At 67.4% G+C, this 13,260-nt stretch carries 17 protein-coding genes; 9 read left to right on the top strand and 8 right to left on the bottom strand.

Annotated elements, in window-relative coordinates:
• The first annotated feature begins 36 nt into the window (after positions 1 to 36).
• The 3 genes from pyrG to NMQ11_RS05110 are packed head-to-tail and all read left to right on the top strand — an operon-like array spanning position 37 to position 2,947.
• Positions 37 to 1,710, top strand: a complete 1,674-nt coding sequence (gene pyrG / locus NMQ11_RS05120) for a glutamine hydrolyzing CTP synthase (RefSeq protein WP_255170330.1) — start codon at positions 37 to 39, stop codon at positions 1,708 to 1,710.
• On the top strand, positions 1,710 to 2,627 hold the full coding sequence (gene guaA, locus NMQ11_RS05115; RefSeq protein WP_255170329.1) for a glutamine-hydrolyzing GMP synthase: 918 nt from the start codon (positions 1,710 to 1,712) through the stop codon (positions 2,625 to 2,627). The genes pyrG and guaA overlap by 1 nt, the downstream gene beginning before the upstream one ends.
• Positions 2,624 to 2,947, top strand: coding sequence for a DUF7126 family protein (locus NMQ11_RS05110; RefSeq protein WP_255170328.1), 324 nt, complete (start codon positions 2,624 to 2,626; stop codon positions 2,945 to 2,947). The genes guaA and NMQ11_RS05110 overlap by 4 nt, the downstream gene beginning before the upstream one ends.
• Positions 2,948 to 3,352: 405 nt before the next feature.
• On the opposite strand, the gene NMQ11_RS05105 is transcribed toward NMQ11_RS05110, so the two are convergent.
• Both NMQ11_RS05105 and NMQ11_RS05100 read right to left on the bottom strand, forming a co-directional pair.
• Positions 3,353 to 4,051 (bottom strand): 5-formyltetrahydrofolate cyclo-ligase, encoded by a 699-nt coding sequence (locus NMQ11_RS05105; protein WP_255170327.1) that lies wholly within the window; start codon positions 4,049 to 4,051, stop codon positions 3,353 to 3,355.
• A 32-nt stretch (positions 4,052 to 4,083) separates the two neighbouring features.
• Entirely contained in the window at positions 4,084 to 4,584 is a 501-nt protein-coding gene (locus NMQ11_RS05100) for a pyridoxamine 5'-phosphate oxidase family protein (protein WP_255170326.1), read from the bottom strand.
• Between the two features lie 118 nt (positions 4,585 to 4,702).
• Here NMQ11_RS05100 and NMQ11_RS05095 point away from each other — a divergent pair, with 118 nt between their 5' ends.
• Positions 4,703 to 4,876, top strand: coding sequence for a hypothetical protein (locus tag NMQ11_RS05095; RefSeq protein ID WP_255170325.1), 174 nt, complete (start codon positions 4,703 to 4,705; stop codon positions 4,874 to 4,876).
• Between the two features lie 52 nt (positions 4,877 to 4,928).
• Here the strand turns inward: NMQ11_RS05095 and NMQ11_RS05090 are convergent, their stop codons facing one another.
• Positions 4,929 to 5,462, bottom strand: coding sequence for a MogA/MoaB family molybdenum cofactor biosynthesis protein (locus NMQ11_RS05090; protein WP_255170324.1), 534 nt, complete (start codon positions 5,460 to 5,462; stop codon positions 4,929 to 4,931).
• Between the two features lie 107 nt (positions 5,463 to 5,569).
• On the opposite strand from NMQ11_RS05090, the gene NMQ11_RS05085 reads away from it, so the two are divergent.
• Both NMQ11_RS05085 and NMQ11_RS05080 read left to right on the top strand, forming a co-directional pair.
• Positions 5,570 to 6,613, top strand: coding sequence for a zinc-binding dehydrogenase (locus NMQ11_RS05085; protein WP_255170323.1), 1,044 nt, complete (start codon positions 5,570 to 5,572; stop codon positions 6,611 to 6,613).
• 321 nt (positions 6,614 to 6,934) lie between these two features.
• The gene (locus tag NMQ11_RS05080; RefSeq protein WP_255170322.1) at positions 6,935 to 7,228 is read left to right on the top strand and encodes a DUF7977 family protein; all 294 of its coding nucleotides are present in this window, start codon (positions 6,935 to 6,937) and stop codon (positions 7,226 to 7,228) included.
• Here NMQ11_RS05080 and NMQ11_RS05075 read toward each other — a convergent pair.
• The 3 genes from NMQ11_RS05075 to NMQ11_RS05065 all read right to left on the bottom strand — a co-directional run bounded on the left by NMQ11_RS05075 (position 7,225) and on the right by NMQ11_RS05065 (position 9,207).
• Positions 7,225 to 7,533: a DUF7853 family protein gene (locus tag NMQ11_RS05075; protein ID WP_255170321.1), complete on the bottom strand. Its 309-nt coding sequence runs from the start codon at positions 7,531 to 7,533 to the stop codon at positions 7,225 to 7,227. The two genes, NMQ11_RS05080 and NMQ11_RS05075, sit on opposite strands and share 4 nt — an antisense overlap.
• A gap of 123 nt (positions 7,534 to 7,656) precedes the next feature.
• Complete coding sequence (locus NMQ11_RS05070; RefSeq protein ID WP_255170320.1) at positions 7,657 to 8,220, bottom strand: NUDIX hydrolase; 564 nt, start codon at positions 8,218 to 8,220, stop codon at positions 7,657 to 7,659.
• Between the two features lie 48 nt (positions 8,221 to 8,268).
• Positions 8,269 to 9,207 (bottom strand): diacylglycerol/lipid kinase family protein, encoded by a 939-nt coding sequence (locus NMQ11_RS05065; protein WP_255170319.1) that lies wholly within the window; start codon positions 9,205 to 9,207, stop codon positions 8,269 to 8,271.
• Positions 9,208 to 9,259: 52 nt separating this feature from the next.
• On the opposite strand from NMQ11_RS05065, the gene NMQ11_RS05060 reads away from it, so the two are divergent.
• Positions 9,260 to 10,018 carry a CehA/McbA family metallohydrolase gene (locus tag NMQ11_RS05060; protein WP_255170318.1) on the top strand — a complete coding sequence of 253 codons (759 nt, stop codon included), beginning with the start codon at positions 9,260 to 9,262 and terminating at the stop codon, positions 10,016 to 10,018.
• A gap of 157 nt (positions 10,019 to 10,175) precedes the next feature.
• On the opposite strand, the gene NMQ11_RS05055 is transcribed toward NMQ11_RS05060, so the two are convergent.
• The gene (locus NMQ11_RS05055; protein WP_255170317.1) at positions 10,176 to 10,589 is read right to left on the bottom strand and encodes an Lrp/AsnC family transcriptional regulator; all 414 of its coding nucleotides are present in this window, start codon (positions 10,587 to 10,589) and stop codon (positions 10,176 to 10,178) included.
• A gap of 102 nt (positions 10,590 to 10,691) precedes the next feature.
• Here NMQ11_RS05055 and carA point away from each other — a divergent pair, with 102 nt between their 5' ends.
• Positions 10,692 to 11,774, top strand: coding sequence for a glutamine-hydrolyzing carbamoyl-phosphate synthase small subunit (carA, locus tag NMQ11_RS05050; RefSeq protein WP_255170316.1), 1,083 nt, complete (start codon positions 10,692 to 10,694; stop codon positions 11,772 to 11,774).
• Positions 11,775 to 11,840: 66 nt separating this feature from the next.
• Positions 11,841 to 12,377 carry a hypothetical protein gene (locus tag NMQ11_RS05045; protein ID WP_255170315.1) on the top strand — a complete coding sequence of 179 codons (537 nt, stop codon included), beginning with the start codon at positions 11,841 to 11,843 and terminating at the stop codon, positions 12,375 to 12,377.
• A gap of 24 nt (positions 12,378 to 12,401) precedes the next feature.
• Here the strand turns inward: NMQ11_RS05045 and NMQ11_RS05040 are convergent, their stop codons facing one another.
• Positions 12,402 to 13,142: an SIMPL domain-containing protein gene (locus NMQ11_RS05040; RefSeq protein WP_255170314.1), complete on the bottom strand. Its 741-nt coding sequence runs from the start codon at positions 13,140 to 13,142 to the stop codon at positions 12,402 to 12,404.
• Positions 13,143 to 13,260: the final 118 nt, after the last annotated feature.

Raw genomic sequence — 13,260 nt, 5'->3', positions numbered from 1 at the left:
CGAAATGGTTTTCAACCGGTCACGCGGACAGTCGGTATGCCGACGGAATCGGACACTCATTATGATCCCTCGCTGGGGAACAAGTTCATCTTCGTCACCGGCGGGGTCATGTCTGGCCTGGGCAAGGGGATCACGGCCGCGAGCACCGGCCGGCTCCTCAAGAACGCCGGGTTCGACGTGACCGCGGTGAAGATCGACCCGTACCTCAACGTCGACGCGGGGACGATGAACCCCTACCAGCACGGGGAGGTGTACGTGCTGAAAGACGGCGGCGAGGTCGACCTCGACCTGGGGAACTACGAGCGGTTCCTCGACATCGACATGACCTCGGACCACAACGTCACCACGGGGAAGACCTACCAGCACGTCATCGAACAGGAGCGGGCGGGCGACTATCTCGGCAAGACCGTCCAGATCATCCCCCACATCACCGACGATATCAAGCGGCGCATTCGGGAGGCCGCCGCGGGAACCGACGTCTGCATCGTCGAAGTCGGCGGAACGGTGGGCGACATCGAGGGGATGCCCTACCTCGAGGCGCTGCGCCAGTTCGCCCACGAGGAACCCGAGGAGAACGTGCTGTTCGTCCACGTCACGCTGGTCCCGTACTCGAAAAACGGCGAGCAGAAGACGAAACCGACCCAGCACAGCGTCAAGGAGGTCCGTTCGATCGGCCTCCAGCCCGACGTGATCGTCGGCCGCTGTGACGACGAACTCGAGCCCGCTACCAAAGAAAAGATCGCGCTGTTCTGTGACATCCCCACCGAGGCCGTCTTCTCGAACCCCGACGTCGAGGACGTCTACCACGTGCCGCTCGTCGTCGAGGAGGAGGGGTTAGACCAGTACGTCCTCGAGCGCTTCGCCCTCGAAGACGAGGCGCTGCCCGCCGGCGAGCGGGCCAACGAGTGGCGCGAGGTCATCACTTCCGAAAAGCAGGGGTGCGTCGATATCGCCCTCGTCGGCAAGTACGACTTAGAGGACGCCTACATGTCGATCCACGAGTCGCTGAAACACGCCGGCTTCGAACTCGGCGTCGACGTCGACGTCCGCTGGGTCGACGCCGACGAGATGAACGCCGATCACGAGGCGCGACTCGAGGCCGCCGACGGGATCATCGTCCCCGGTGGGTTCGGGATGCGGGGCACCCAGGGGAAGATCGACGCGGTGCGCTACGCCCGCGAGAACGACGTTCCGTTCCTGGGGCTGTGTCTGGGCTTCCAGATGGCGGTCGTCGAATATGCACGAAACGTGCTGGGACTCGAGGGCGCCCACTCCGCGGAGATGGAACCCGACTCCCCGCACCCGGTGATCGACATTTTGCCCGAACAGTACGAGGTCGAGAACATGGGCGGAACGATGCGGTTGGGCGCTCACGACACGGAAATCGAGCCGGGAACGCTCGCCCACGAACTCTACGGCGCGACGTCGTGTACGGAGCGCCACCGCCACCGCTACGAGGTCAACCCCGAGTACTTCGACGCCTTCGCCGAGGAGTCGATGGTGTTCTCGGGCACCGCCGGCAACCGGATGGAGATCCTCGAACTCGAGGATCACCCGTTCTTCTTCGGCACGCAGTTCCACCCCGAGTACCGCTCCCGGCCCGGCCGGCCGAGTCCGCCGTTCGTGGGCCTGCTCGAGACCGTTCTCGATCGAACCGACGCGGCCCAGAACCCCCACGCAGAACACGAAGAAACCGAGGTTACCTACTGATGGTTACGACGAACACGTTCGTTCCGGACGCAGTCGAAGAGATCGAAGACGAAATCGGCGACGCCAACGCCGTCATCGCGTTGTCGGGGGGCGTCGACTCCTCGGTGGCCGCCGCGCTGGCCTACGAGGCCATCGGCGACCGCCTGACGCCCGTCTACGTCGACACCGGCCTGATGCGAAAGGGCGAGACGGCCCAGATCCGCGAGACGTTCGACTACATGGAGTCCCTGCGGGTGATCGACGCGAAAGAGCGTTTTCTCGAGGCTCTCGCCGGCGTCACCGACCCCGAGGAGAAGCGGGCGGTGATCGGCGAACAGTTCATCCGCGAGTTCGAGCGCGAGGCCACGGACGCTGGAGCGGATTACCTCGTTCAAGGGACGATTTACCCCGACCGAATCGAGAGCGAGGGCGGGATCAAGTCCCACCACAACGTCGGCGGTCTCCCGGACGTCGTCGACTTCGAGGGGATCGTCGAACCCGTCCGCGACCTCTACAAAGACGAAGTCCGGGAGGTCGCGCGCCACCTCGGTCTCGACGAACTCGTCGCCGAGCGAATGCCGTTCCCCGGCCCCGGTCTGGCGGTTCGAGTGATTGGCGAAGTCACCGAGGAGAAACTCGAGGTCGCCCGCGAGGCCTGCCACGTCGTCGAGGAGGAACTCGAGGAATACGACCCCTGGCAGGCGCTGGCCGCGGTTATCGGCAAGGCAACGGGCGTGAAGGGCGACAACCGCGTCCACGGCTGGGTCGTCTCGGTCCGCTCGGTCGACTCCCGGGACGGAATGACCGCCCGCGCCCAGGAGATCGACTGGGAGACCCTCCAGCGCATCCAGTCGCGCATCACGGGCCAGAACGACACCGTCGCGCGGGTCGTCTACGACGTCACCCACAAACCGCCCGCGACGATCGAGTACGAATGACTCGAGCGATCGTCGCCGGCCCCGACGAGGACGGCATCGCCGACGCGCTCGAGGAGCGAGGCGTCGACGTCACCCGGCTCACGGGCGTTCTCTCGCGGCCCACCCTCGAGGAGGCGGGAATCCTCGAGGCGGACCTGTACGTCCTCACCGACGTCGCGGAGGCCACGACCATCCCGATCGCCCGCGATCTCACCGACGAACTCCGGACCGTCGTCTACGCACGCGACACGGTTCCCGAGTTCGTTCGCGGCCAGCTCGACCTCGCGATCGACCCGCGCCTGGTCGACGCGAGCGTGGTCGCCGAGGAGCTGACCGGCTGATCGGTGTCGGATCGCTTTTATGTTTATCGCCACTTCTCGGTGAGATCCATCTATGAACGTTCTACGCCGGTTTTGTGGCGGGTTAAACTGGAGTAAAGTGAAACGGAATCCGGAATAAGAGAGTGTAGCGTCGCCTCGCTTCAAGTAGTTCCCCCCGGTAGCAATGGGTGGAGGTCGACGGGCTTACCACCGTCAGGCACCCCACGCCTTGTCGATCCCGTGACTTCCAGCAACCCCACCACAGCACCCTTCCCCCACCATTGCCACATCGCGCACCCAGGTGATGTGGGCCCACTGCACCGGCTCACACCACCGTCGCGATACGACCCGGGGCCTCACCCTCCCTGGGTCGGTTTTGGTTTCGATGCTCGTCCCCAAGCACCCGCTCTCGAGAGCGCCGGATTCTCACGGCCGCAGCGTTTCTAACACCGGAATCTCCGCGAGACGGTCGTCCTCGAGCAGCGACCAGTCCAGGCCGGTCGGTCGAGTCCCCGCTTCGGGGCGAACGACGCGCTCCGGCGTCACCACGAGGTCCATCGGGACGTCGTGGGCGTCGGTTTCGACCGCGTCGACGACCTGTCGCTCGTGAACCGTCGTGACGACGGGTGTCCCCTCGTCGATCAGTTCGAGGTCCCGCAGGATCGCGTACTCGAGGTCGCTGTACCCCTCCCCTTTTCCGATTCGACCGCCGTTCTCGCCGACGGCGACGCTGCCGGAGGCGATCAGGTCGATCTCCTCGACGGCGTCGGGACCGACCTGAACGCCGTGTTTCGACGAGCCCGACACCGTCGTCGCCTCGTCGACGTCCGCTACGTCGTCGGGATCGAGTCTGAGAAAACACTCCGGATCGCGGAGCCGGGGCACCGCCACGTACACCGTCTTCCCCTCGCGCATCGCTCGCCGCCGAACGGGGAGCTGCGGGGCGTCCGGGTTCGCCTTGATCGTCTCCGCGGCCCGCCACTCGGGCTGGTCGGCCAGCCGATCGGCGGCCTCGCTGGCGCCGGCGAAGTTTGGGATGCGGCCGTGGGGCGGAAACGGAAACCGGGCGACGCCCGACTCCTCGAGGTCGTCCCACACGCGCTCGCGCAGGTCCTGTTTGTCCATGGGACGGCTTCGACCCGGGCGAAGTTCAGGGTTTACCTCGCGTCGAAGCGCCAGCGCGTTGCGTCGGTCGGGTAGTCGGTCCAGGCGAGAACGGTGGTCGGCCGAGCGGCGAACACCGGAGTCCCGTGTCGAACGCCGTACGTCTCCTCGTAGCGGTCGTCGATCCGCTCGAGGCGCGCCTCGTCGGCCGTCTCATCTGTGAGTTTCTCGGCGACGCCCTCGATGATCACCACCGACTCGCCGTCCTCGGTGTGGACGGTGATCGCGGGGTTCGACGCGAGGTTGCGAACCCAGCGCGTCCGGTCGCCGCCGCCGCAGTGAAACGTGTTCTCGAGCCAGACGCCCCAGACGGGACGAGCGTGGGGCCGTCCGTCCGGCCGGGTTGTCGTTACCCAGACGGTCCGCTCCGTGCGCATTCGGTCGGCCACCGTCGACCAGGGGAGCAGCCCCTCGCGGTCGCTGGGAATACCGTACCGCGAGTCGGTTCGTGGTCGATCCCGAGTGCCGTGGTGATCGCCCGGTGGAACGGTCATACGTCTCACAGTCCTCCGACGGCAATAAGGGGTGTCCAGGTGTGATTTCGATGACAGTACGGCCGGCTGTCACTGTACACGTGTCATACTTATGCGAACACGAGGGGGAGAGTCGGCTATGGATCGCGAGGTGATCGGATTCGGCGCACCGCTGGCCGGCCTCGCCGTTGGCATGGTGATTCTCGTCGTCGGGATCTTCCAGGGGGGACTGACCGCGACCGCCATCGCCGGCGGCGCCGTCATGGCGGTGAGTATCTCCTGGCTGGCGTTCAGCGTTTCGCAAGCGGTCTGAGGGGGGCGGGCCCGACTCGAGAGCCGTCTCCGCCGATCGTAAGGGCGAATCGTCACGGCACTGGCCCGTCACTGGAGCCGCTGGCGAGCGTCGTGAGCCGACCGGCCTCCGGGGAGATGATCTCCTCGACGGCGATGATCGTCGCGTTCGTATCGTCCGGGAGACAGAATATCGGTACGCCGTCCGTGACACCCGCCAGCGCCCGGCTGCTCACGACGCGGACCCCGAGTTCCTCGTAGGAAAGCGAGTGAAAGAGGTCGAGAAACGCCGGCAGCTCCTTGTCGAGGAGCGGTTCGACGGCCTCGAGGGCCGCGTCGTCGGGCGTGACGCCGGTGCCGCCCGCCGTCACCACGAGGCCGACGTCGTCCCGGTCGACGAGCCGGGAGACCTTCCCCTGGACGTTGTCGTAGTTGCCGGCGATCAGCTCGCGCAGCGCGATCTCGTGGCCGCCCGCCTCGAGCGACGAGATGATCGCCTGGGCGACCTCGTCGTCCTCGAGCGGCCCCTCCGATCCGATCCGGACGACCGCGACCGGCACCGATCGGTCCGCAGTTTCGGTTTCGTCTTCGTCCGTCGCGTCGACCATGACCGGCGTTTCGCCTCGCGGACGGTAAAACGCTCACCCGTCAGTTGCCCGCTCGCGTCTTCGTCCGTATCACCATCGTTTTGGTGTGTCTCGCCGTTGGCCCGCGTATGCAGGCAGTCACAGTCACCGAGCACGGCGACCCGTCAGTCCTCGAGTACGGCGAGTACCCCGACCCCGAGGTCGGCACCGGCGAGGTGCTGGTCGACGTGAAAGCCGGCGCGCTCAACCACCTCGACGTCTGGGTGCGTCGGGGACTGCCGACACTCGACCTCGAGATGCCCCACGTCCCCGGGAGCGACGGCGCGGGCGTCGTGACCGAGGTCGGCGAGGGCGTCACCCGCTTCGACGTCGGCGACCGGGTCGCCCTCTCGGCGGGGGTCCACTGCGGGGAGTGTGAGTTCTGTCGCGACGGCCAGGCGCCGCTCTGTGTCAACTACCACGTCATCGGCGAGCACGTTCCGGGGGTTCACGCCGAGTACGCCGCCGTTCCGGAGGACAACCTGATCCCCGTCCCCGACGGGGTCGACTGGGTGACCGCCGGCTCCGCCACCCTCGTCTTCCAGACCGCCTGGCGGATGCTGATCGACCGGGCCGACCTCACCGCCGGCGAAAAAGTCCTCGTCCTGGGCGCGAGCGGCGGCGTCGGCCACGCGGCGCTCCAGATCGCCGACTACGCGGGCGCGGAGGTGTACGCCACCGGCAGTAGCGAGGAGAAACTCGCCTACGCCGAGGACCACGGCGCCGACCACGTCGTCAACTACGAGGAGGAGGACTTCGCCGACTGGGTCCGCGCGGAGACCGGCAAGCGCGGCGTCGACGTCGTCGTCGACTACATCGGCGCCGGCACCTGGCGCGATTCGATCAAGAGCCTCGCGAAGGGCGGCCGACTGGTCACCTGCGGCGGCACCGCGGGGCCGAACCCCGAGACGGACATCCCGCGGATCTTCTGGAACCAGCTCTCGATCGTCGGTTCGACGATGGCGACGCCCGGCCAGGTCGACGACGTGATGGAACTCGTCTGGGACGGCACGTTCGAGCCCGCGATCCGGGACGTGCTCCCGATGAGCGAGTCCGCTCGCGCCCACGAGATGCTCGAAGAGCGCCAGGGCTTCGGTAAGGTCGTCGTGCGGCCCGATAGCGAGCTCGAGTGAAAGTCATCAGCGACGTTTTTTTCAAACTGGAACGGCTGTGAAACACACGCTCAGTGTAGCAACCTCTTTTACCGGGGGTTGAGGCTGGCGTCGGAGACGCCAGCCGACGCCCCCGGCAAAACCCGTTGATGCCAAAAAGCCGCCGTCGCGGACTTCGTCCGCTTCGGCGGGGAAACGCCTCGCTTCGCTCGGCGTATGCTCCAGGATGAATGAACGTTCACTAAGCACGTATACGTTGTAAATCACGGACTCGAGTCACTCCCACCCGAGACGGCGAACCGAACCGTGAGGGCTTTGCCCTCCCGGTCGAAACCCTCGAGCGTGACCTCGAGCGACGACGGCTACGTTCACGATCCCGCGGCGTTCGACGGGGACGGCGAGACGTCCGACGACGAGTGGCTCCGCGAGCCTGTTCACCCGGAGGCGGTCGACCGCGAGTTCGGCTGGCGCGGCTGGGTGCTCGTCGGGGCGATCGTGCTCGCGTTCGTCGTCGCGCCGCTGGGCATCTTGCTGTGGCCGCCCAGCCTCAACTACTGGTTCGCGCTGTTGATTCTGCCGCTGTTTCCGGCCGTCATCCTGGCGCTGACGGCCGTCTGGGCGACGACGCGCCCCTAGAGGGAGTCGAGTGCGGCCTCGAGTCGATCGACGACGGCCGAGGCGCACTCGACGTCGTCCGCGGGCGCCTCCGGGTTCCGTCCGTACGCCGTTACCGCGTCGAGTAACTGTCGAGCCTGCCTGACGGTGAGCGTTCGCTCGCCCGCCTCGATCGTTTCGAACGCCTCGAGCAGCCAGGTCGGCGGCTCCGATCGGTCGTCTATCGCGTCGTCGGCGCGTGCAGTGAGCACGTAGTGGACGAGCCACCGCTGCTCTCTCGAGAGGTCGATCTCGAGGGTTCGCGTCTCCTGTGGTGGGATACTCATTTCGGGCACGGGCCGGATTCTGTCGGCCCTCGAGCGACGATAGGCAGCTGTCAGTAATAACTCTTGTCCCGTGTTAGCACGGGGCCTAACGCGAGGTAAATCGGAGGGCGGGCGGTCGGCGGCCTACCGGACGTCCCGGCGCATCGCGATCTCGAACCACGGGCAGAGCCGAAGCTGGCGGTACCACTCGGGGTGGGTGTGGAGCCGTTCGTAGGGAACCCACAGCAGGCCGGCGACCTCCTCCTCGTTCGGCTCGAGGCTCCGGTCCTCGAGGGTGAGTTTGAGGACGGCACAGACCTCGTGTTCGACGCCCGCGTTCTCGAAGTAGCGCTTGTACTCGAAGCGGTCGGTCACCCGCAGGTCGTCGTACTGCTCTGGGGTGACACCGAGTTCCTCCTCGAGTCGCTCGCGAGTGGCCTCCTCCTGGCTCTGGCCCTGGACCGGGTGGGAGGCGACGGTGCCGTCCCAGTAGGAGCCCCAGAGGCGCTTCTCGGGCGCCCGCTGAGCCAGCAGGAGGTTGTCGTCGCGGTCGAAGACCAGCGAGGTGAACGCGCGGTGGCGGATTCCCTCGCCCGTGTGGGCCTCGAGGCGGTTGACGACGTCGAGTTCGGCGTCGGACTCGTCGACGGCGACGACGTCCTGCCGGGCGTTCTCGTGGGGCAGGTCCTCGTCCTGTGGCGTGCTCATACGCACACAGTCGGTCAGGACGTTCAAACCAGTGTCGACTCCGCGCGTTCACCAGGGTTCGGCGTCGCTCGCGGCGTCCGGGTCCGGCTCGTAGCTCTTGCCGACGATAACCGTCAGTGTGCTCGGCTCCGTCTCGAGGGAGAGCGCCGTCGCCTCGAGCATCTCGCCGTCGAGGCTGTACTCGACCGGCCGCTCGCCGAGGCTCTCGACGGACAGCGACGGAACCCGTCGTCGGACGATGTGGTCGGCCTCCCGCCCGAACAGCCGCTCCAGGGCGGCCTCGCCGACGAGGTCGACCGTCGGCGCGCGCTCGACGATGGTGACCTCGAACAGCCCGTCCTCGACGTTCGCCTGCGCGCGTCTCGCGTTCGTGAACCGGCGGGCGTTGCCGACGAGGACGAACATCGCCTCGCCGGCCCACGTCTCCCGGCCCTCGTCGTCGTTTCCGAGGGTCACCCGCAGCGGGAGCGGGTCGAACCCCGCCGCCGTCTCGAGCGTCTCCCTGACGTACGCGAGAACGCCCAGCGCCCGCTTCTCCTCGGAGGTGGTCGCGCCGCTCGCCTCCGCCGTCACGCCCCCGACACAGGAGTTGACGAACGCCCGGTCGTCGGCGATGCCGAGGTCGATCGTCCGCCGCTCGTCGCGCTCGATCGCCTCGAACGCGTCCTCGAGACCCTCGACGCCGAGGTTCGACGCGAAGTTGTTGCCCGTCCCCGCCGGGACGACCGCGAGCGCGATTCGCTCGAGTCCGCCCTGTTTGAGGCCGTTGACGACCTCGTTGATCGTTCCGTCGCCGCCGGCGGCGACGACGAGGGTCGCTCCCGCGTCGACGGCCTCGCGGGCGAGTCGCGTCGCGTCACCTTCCTCGGCGGTCACCCGCGCCTCGAGTTCGTGTTCACGCGCGAGTGCGAGCACGCGCTCGACGTGATCCTCGCTCCCGCTCGTCGGATTACAGATCAGCACGCGACCGGTTCCGGTCTCGTCCATAGCGTCCGTAGGCGGCAGAAGACCAAAACGTTCGGCCGCTCTCTGTCAGGGTATGTTCGCAGTCGACCTCCACGCACACACGCGATTCTTCCACGGTCGCCGCCGTCTCGGCGACCGCTTCGACCCGCTCGGGTTTCGGCTGCTCGCCCGCGCGGCGGCTCGCCGTGGGCTCGACGGCGTTGCGACGACCAACCACGACTACGCGACCGCGTTTCGCTCGGACCGGATCGCGGCGATTCCCGGCATCGAGGTGTCGACGACCCGCGGACACGTCCTCGTCGTCGGACCCGATCCGCCGACCGAAACCGTCCCGCTCGAGTACACCCCCGCAGAGGTCGTCGAGCTGGCCCACGACCGCGGCTGCGTTGCGATCGTCGCCCACCCGTTTCGCAACAGCACGGTGTCGGAACTCGAGGATCTCCCCTTCGACGCGATCGAGATCAACGGCAAGCACCCCCGTACCCGACCGCTGGTCGAGCGCCTCGCCCGCGAGCGCGGCGTCCCGCTGGTCGGGGGGAGTGACGCTCACTACCCGTTCGAGGTCGGCCGCGCCTACACGCTGATCGACGCCGACCGGCTCACGCCCGCCGCGGTCGTCGACGCGATCCGCGACGGGCGGGTCGAGGTTCGGATCTCGAGGCGCCCGTTCGACCGCCTGCTCAGGCGTGGCTACCGCGAGTTGCACGCCCGAAAACACGCCGACGGAATCCTGACGGACCCCTCCCCCGGAGTCGGTCGGCCCCCTGGGGAGTCCGGTGGAACCGACGGAACGGCTGCGGAGGGCGGCGACGGTTCCTATAGTGGTCGTTGAAAGTCATTGCACTCCCGGTCGCGAACGTGCGGCCAGCGAGTGTCCGCTGGCCGCTTCCGTGCGACCGGTGAGTAACTCGTTTCAACAGCTACTATAGCGGTGCGAATTTCGCGTTCGCTCCCCCGGTTCGGCTCGATCAGCCGAGAACGCCCCCGAGTCAGCCCAGCTCCTCGTCGAGGATCAGTCGCGTCTTGGTGCTCACGACCTCGTCCTGCTCGCGCGCCTGCGTGATGAGGTCGTTCACGCCCCGGGTGTCGGCGGCGTCGACCACCAGCACGATGTCCTGCTCGCCCGAGACCATCCAGACGAAGTCGACCTCCTCCCACTCGGCCATCCGCTCGGAGACGCTCGCGGTGTCGACGTCGACGGCGACGCTGATCTCGAGCATCGCCTTGACGTTTCCCGTCCGGGTCGAGACGGTAAAGCGCTCGATGACGTCCTCCTCGGTCATCCGCTCGACGCGGTTGCGGACCGTCCCCTCGCTGGTCCCGACCTCCTCGGCGATCTCCGTGTAGGGGGTACGGGCGTCCCGACGGAGGATGTTCAGGATGTGTCGATCCAGATCGTCCATGGAGGTGTGAGAGTTCGGCTGACGCCTACTTGACGATTACGAATTTCGTAACTCTGCTTCGAAGACAACACTTATGACCCTCTGTCTAATACGTAGTTCGTAATGACACCGGCCTACGTAGCGCTGGAGAGCGGCCACGTGCTCGAGGGGCGTGGTCGCGCTCCGGGAACGGCTCGTGGGGAACTGGTTTTCACGACGGCGTACACGGGTTACGAGGAGAGCCTGACCGATCCCTCTTACGAGGAACAGGTCCTGACCTTCTCGTACCCGCTGATCGGCAACTACGGCGTCCGTGACGAACGCTTCGAGTCCGACCGCGTTCACCCCCGAGCGGTGCTCGCCCGCGAACTGACCGACGACGTCGCAGACTGGCTCGCCGAGGAGGGCGTCCCCGCCGTCGATCACCTGGACACCCGAGACGTCGTCACCGACGTCCGTGAGGGCGGCGCGATGAAGTGCGGCATCGCCGTCGGCGAGCACGCGACGCCCGACGACGCCCGCGCCGAACTCGAGCGCTGCGTCGCGATGAGCGACCACACCGAGATCGGCGAGCAGGTCAGCGTTTCCGAACCCGCCGTCTACGGCGCCGAAAACGACGGCCCCACCGTCGCCCTGATCGACTGCGGCGTCAAGGGTTCGATCGTCGACTCGCTGGTCGACCGCGACGCGACGGTCCACGTGCTCCCCCACGACACGACCCCCGCCGAGGTCGAGGCGATCGACCCCGACGTCCTGTTCGTCTCGAATGGCCCCGGCGACCCGAAGAACTACGACGAGGCGGTCTCGCTGGTCCGCGAGTTCGTCGACGACACGCCGGTCGCCGGCATCTGTCTCGGCCAGCAGATCGTCGCCCGCGCGCTGGGCGGCACCACGGAGAAAATGGCCTTCGGTCACCGCGGCGTCAACCAGCCGGTGCTCGACCTCGAGTCGGGCCGAGTCGTCATGACCACCCAGAACCACGGCTACACCGTCGCCGACCCCGGCGACCACCTCGAGGTCTCCCAGGTGAACGTCAACGACGACACCCCCGAAGGACTGGACGGCACCGAGTACGACGTGCTCACCCGCCAGTACCACCCCGAGGCCAACCCCGGCCCGGAGGACACCCTCGACTTCTTCGACGACGTTCTCGAAATGGCCCCTTCTCGGTCACGCCGCCCTCGAGCCATCCCCGCTGACGACTGATCGGGGCGGCAGCTTCTACGGACGACTCGCAACCTTGAACAGCCGGTCGGTCCTCGACTCGAGACGATGAAGATCCCGCTCGGACTGGCCGCGTTCGACCACCAGTCCCGCCTCGCTCACGTCCTCACCGTCCTCGGTGGCCTGCTGGTTTTCTGGCTCGGCTACTTCGGCGCCGTCGCGGTCGTCTACGGCGACCCCTCGGTGCTCGGCCTCGAGTCGAGCATCGACGAGCAGCGCGTCGGCGGTGCGGTCGGCGCCGTGTTCGTGTGGTCGTACTTCGCGCTCGCGTTCGTCCGCGGCTACGGCGGTCCCGTGTTGAACGCCTTCGCTTACCCGCTCGTGATCGCCGCCGTCACGCCCCACCTCGCCCGCTGGGCGCTGTTCGGCGTCGACACCGCGGCGGTGGTCTCGCGGTTCGTCGGCCTGTTCGTCCTCGAACCGCTGGTGACGACGGTGCTCGTCGTCGCCCCCGGCGCGAGCGCCTTTCTGCTGTGGCTGTCGCTGTGGGCCGCCCGAGTCGGTGACGCGGAGCGCCGCGAGTGGGAACGGTATCACCTCAGTGACGCCTTCTACGAGGAGTTCGTCGCCGGGGAACGCGAGTGACGGCGCCGATCGCTGCGAGCCCGGTCAGCTCGAGAAGCCGTACACCACGGTCACCGTGGCGGTCACGCTGACCTGACCGGAGTCGATCTCGGTGCTCGTCTCCGCGTCGTCGGCCGCGACGTCGTGGGCCGCGTCGTACCGCACGGGGCTGACGCTGACGTCGCTGGTCGACACCGACCGCGTGCCGGTGATCTCGACGCCGCGGTTCGCCGCGATGTGTTCGGCCTCCGCGTCGGCGCCGTCGAGCGCGTCGTCGAGCGCCTCGTTTCGAAGCGCCTCGCGCGTCTCCGGTTGCAGGGTGAAGTTCACCCGGCCGACGTCGTCGGCGCCGGCGTCGACCGCCGCGTCGATGACCTCGCCGACGCGGTCGACGTCGTCGACCTCGACCGAAAACGAGTGGCTCCCCTCGAACCCCGTTCCCTGTCGGCGCTCGCGGATGTTGTACCGGCCGGTCCGGACGTTGTCGTCGGGGATCTCGAGGTCGGCGAACGTCTCCCGGAGCCGCTCGGCCCCCTCGACGAGCTCGTCGCGCACTTCGTCTGCGGTGTCGCCTCGAGCCTCGACGCCGACGGTCGCGACCGCACGGTCGGGGTCGGTTTCGGCGGTGCCGCTCGCGCTCACCTCGATGGTGTTTCCGTTCTCCTCGGCGGGTGCGCCGCCGATCGGCTCCTCGGTGCCGCCGTCGGTAAACGCGCTCCCAACGCAGCCGGCCAGCGCGGTCGCGGCGCCGACGCCCGTGGCGATCAGAACGTGTCGTCTGTCCATACCGGACGTTCCACGCGCGTGTACATGACACCACGCCAAGGTCAAACGCGAGTTTGAGTTTGCGAGCCGACCGGTCTGCCGTCGGGAACGTTTACGGATCCGGTTCTCGTACCCTTCC

The organism is Natrononativus amylolyticus (genome assembly GCF_024362525.1).
Taxonomy (GTDB): domain Archaea; phylum Halobacteriota; class Halobacteria; order Halobacteriales; family Natrialbaceae; genus Natrononativus; species Natrononativus amylolyticus.
Note: the sequence above shows the minus strand (reverse complement) of the source record. Positions and strands in the feature narration are given on the sequence as shown.

What these genes read in the sequence shown, in the direction of transcription:
- NMQ11_RS05085 (WP_255170323.1), top strand. Translation starts at nt 5,570, where the DNA reads ATGCAGGCAGTCACAGTCACCGAGCACGGCGACCCGTCAGTCCTCGAG.
- NMQ11_RS05100 (WP_255170326.1), bottom strand. Translation starts at nt 4,584, where the DNA reads ATGACCGTTCCACCGGGCGATCACCACGGCACTCGGGATCGACCACGA.
- NMQ11_RS05060 (WP_255170318.1), top strand. Translation starts at nt 9,260, where the DNA reads ATGTTCGCAGTCGACCTCCACGCACACACGCGATTCTTCCACGGTCGC.
- NMQ11_RS05055 (WP_255170317.1), bottom strand. Translation starts at nt 10,589, where the DNA reads ATGGACGATCTGGATCGACACATCCTGAACATCCTCCGTCGGGACGCC.
- NMQ11_RS05110 (WP_255170328.1), top strand. Translation starts at nt 2,624, where the DNA reads ATGACTCGAGCGATCGTCGCCGGCCCCGACGAGGACGGCATCGCCGAC.
- NMQ11_RS05075 (WP_255170321.1), bottom strand. Translation starts at nt 7,533, where the DNA reads ATGAGTATCCCACCACAGGAGACGCGAACCCTCGAGATCGACCTCTCG.
- NMQ11_RS05105 (WP_255170327.1), bottom strand. Translation starts at nt 4,051, where the DNA reads ATGGACAAACAGGACCTGCGCGAGCGCGTGTGGGACGACCTCGAGGAG.
- NMQ11_RS05090 (WP_255170324.1), bottom strand. Translation starts at nt 5,462, where the DNA reads ATGGTCGACGCGACGGACGAAGACGAAACCGAAACTGCGGACCGATCG.
- pyrG (WP_255170330.1), top strand. Translation starts at nt 37, where the DNA reads ATGCCGACGGAATCGGACACTCATTATGATCCCTCGCTGGGGAACAAG.
- carA (WP_255170316.1), top strand. Translation starts at nt 10,692, where the DNA reads ATGACACCGGCCTACGTAGCGCTGGAGAGCGGCCACGTGCTCGAGGGG.
- NMQ11_RS05070 (WP_255170320.1), bottom strand. Translation starts at nt 8,220, where the DNA reads ATGAGCACGCCACAGGACGAGGACCTGCCCCACGAGAACGCCCGGCAG.
- NMQ11_RS05045 (WP_255170315.1), top strand. Translation starts at nt 11,841, where the DNA reads ATGAAGATCCCGCTCGGACTGGCCGCGTTCGACCACCAGTCCCGCCTC.
- NMQ11_RS05065 (WP_255170319.1), bottom strand. Translation starts at nt 9,207, where the DNA reads ATGGACGAGACCGGAACCGGTCGCGTGCTGATCTGTAATCCGACGAGC.
- guaA (WP_255170329.1), top strand. Translation starts at nt 1,710, where the DNA reads ATGGTTACGACGAACACGTTCGTTCCGGACGCAGTCGAAGAGATCGAA.
- NMQ11_RS05040 (WP_255170314.1), bottom strand. Translation starts at nt 13,142, where the DNA reads ATGGACAGACGACACGTTCTGATCGCCACGGGCGTCGGCGCCGCGACC.
- NMQ11_RS05095 (WP_255170325.1), top strand. Translation starts at nt 4,703, where the DNA reads ATGGATCGCGAGGTGATCGGATTCGGCGCACCGCTGGCCGGCCTCGCC.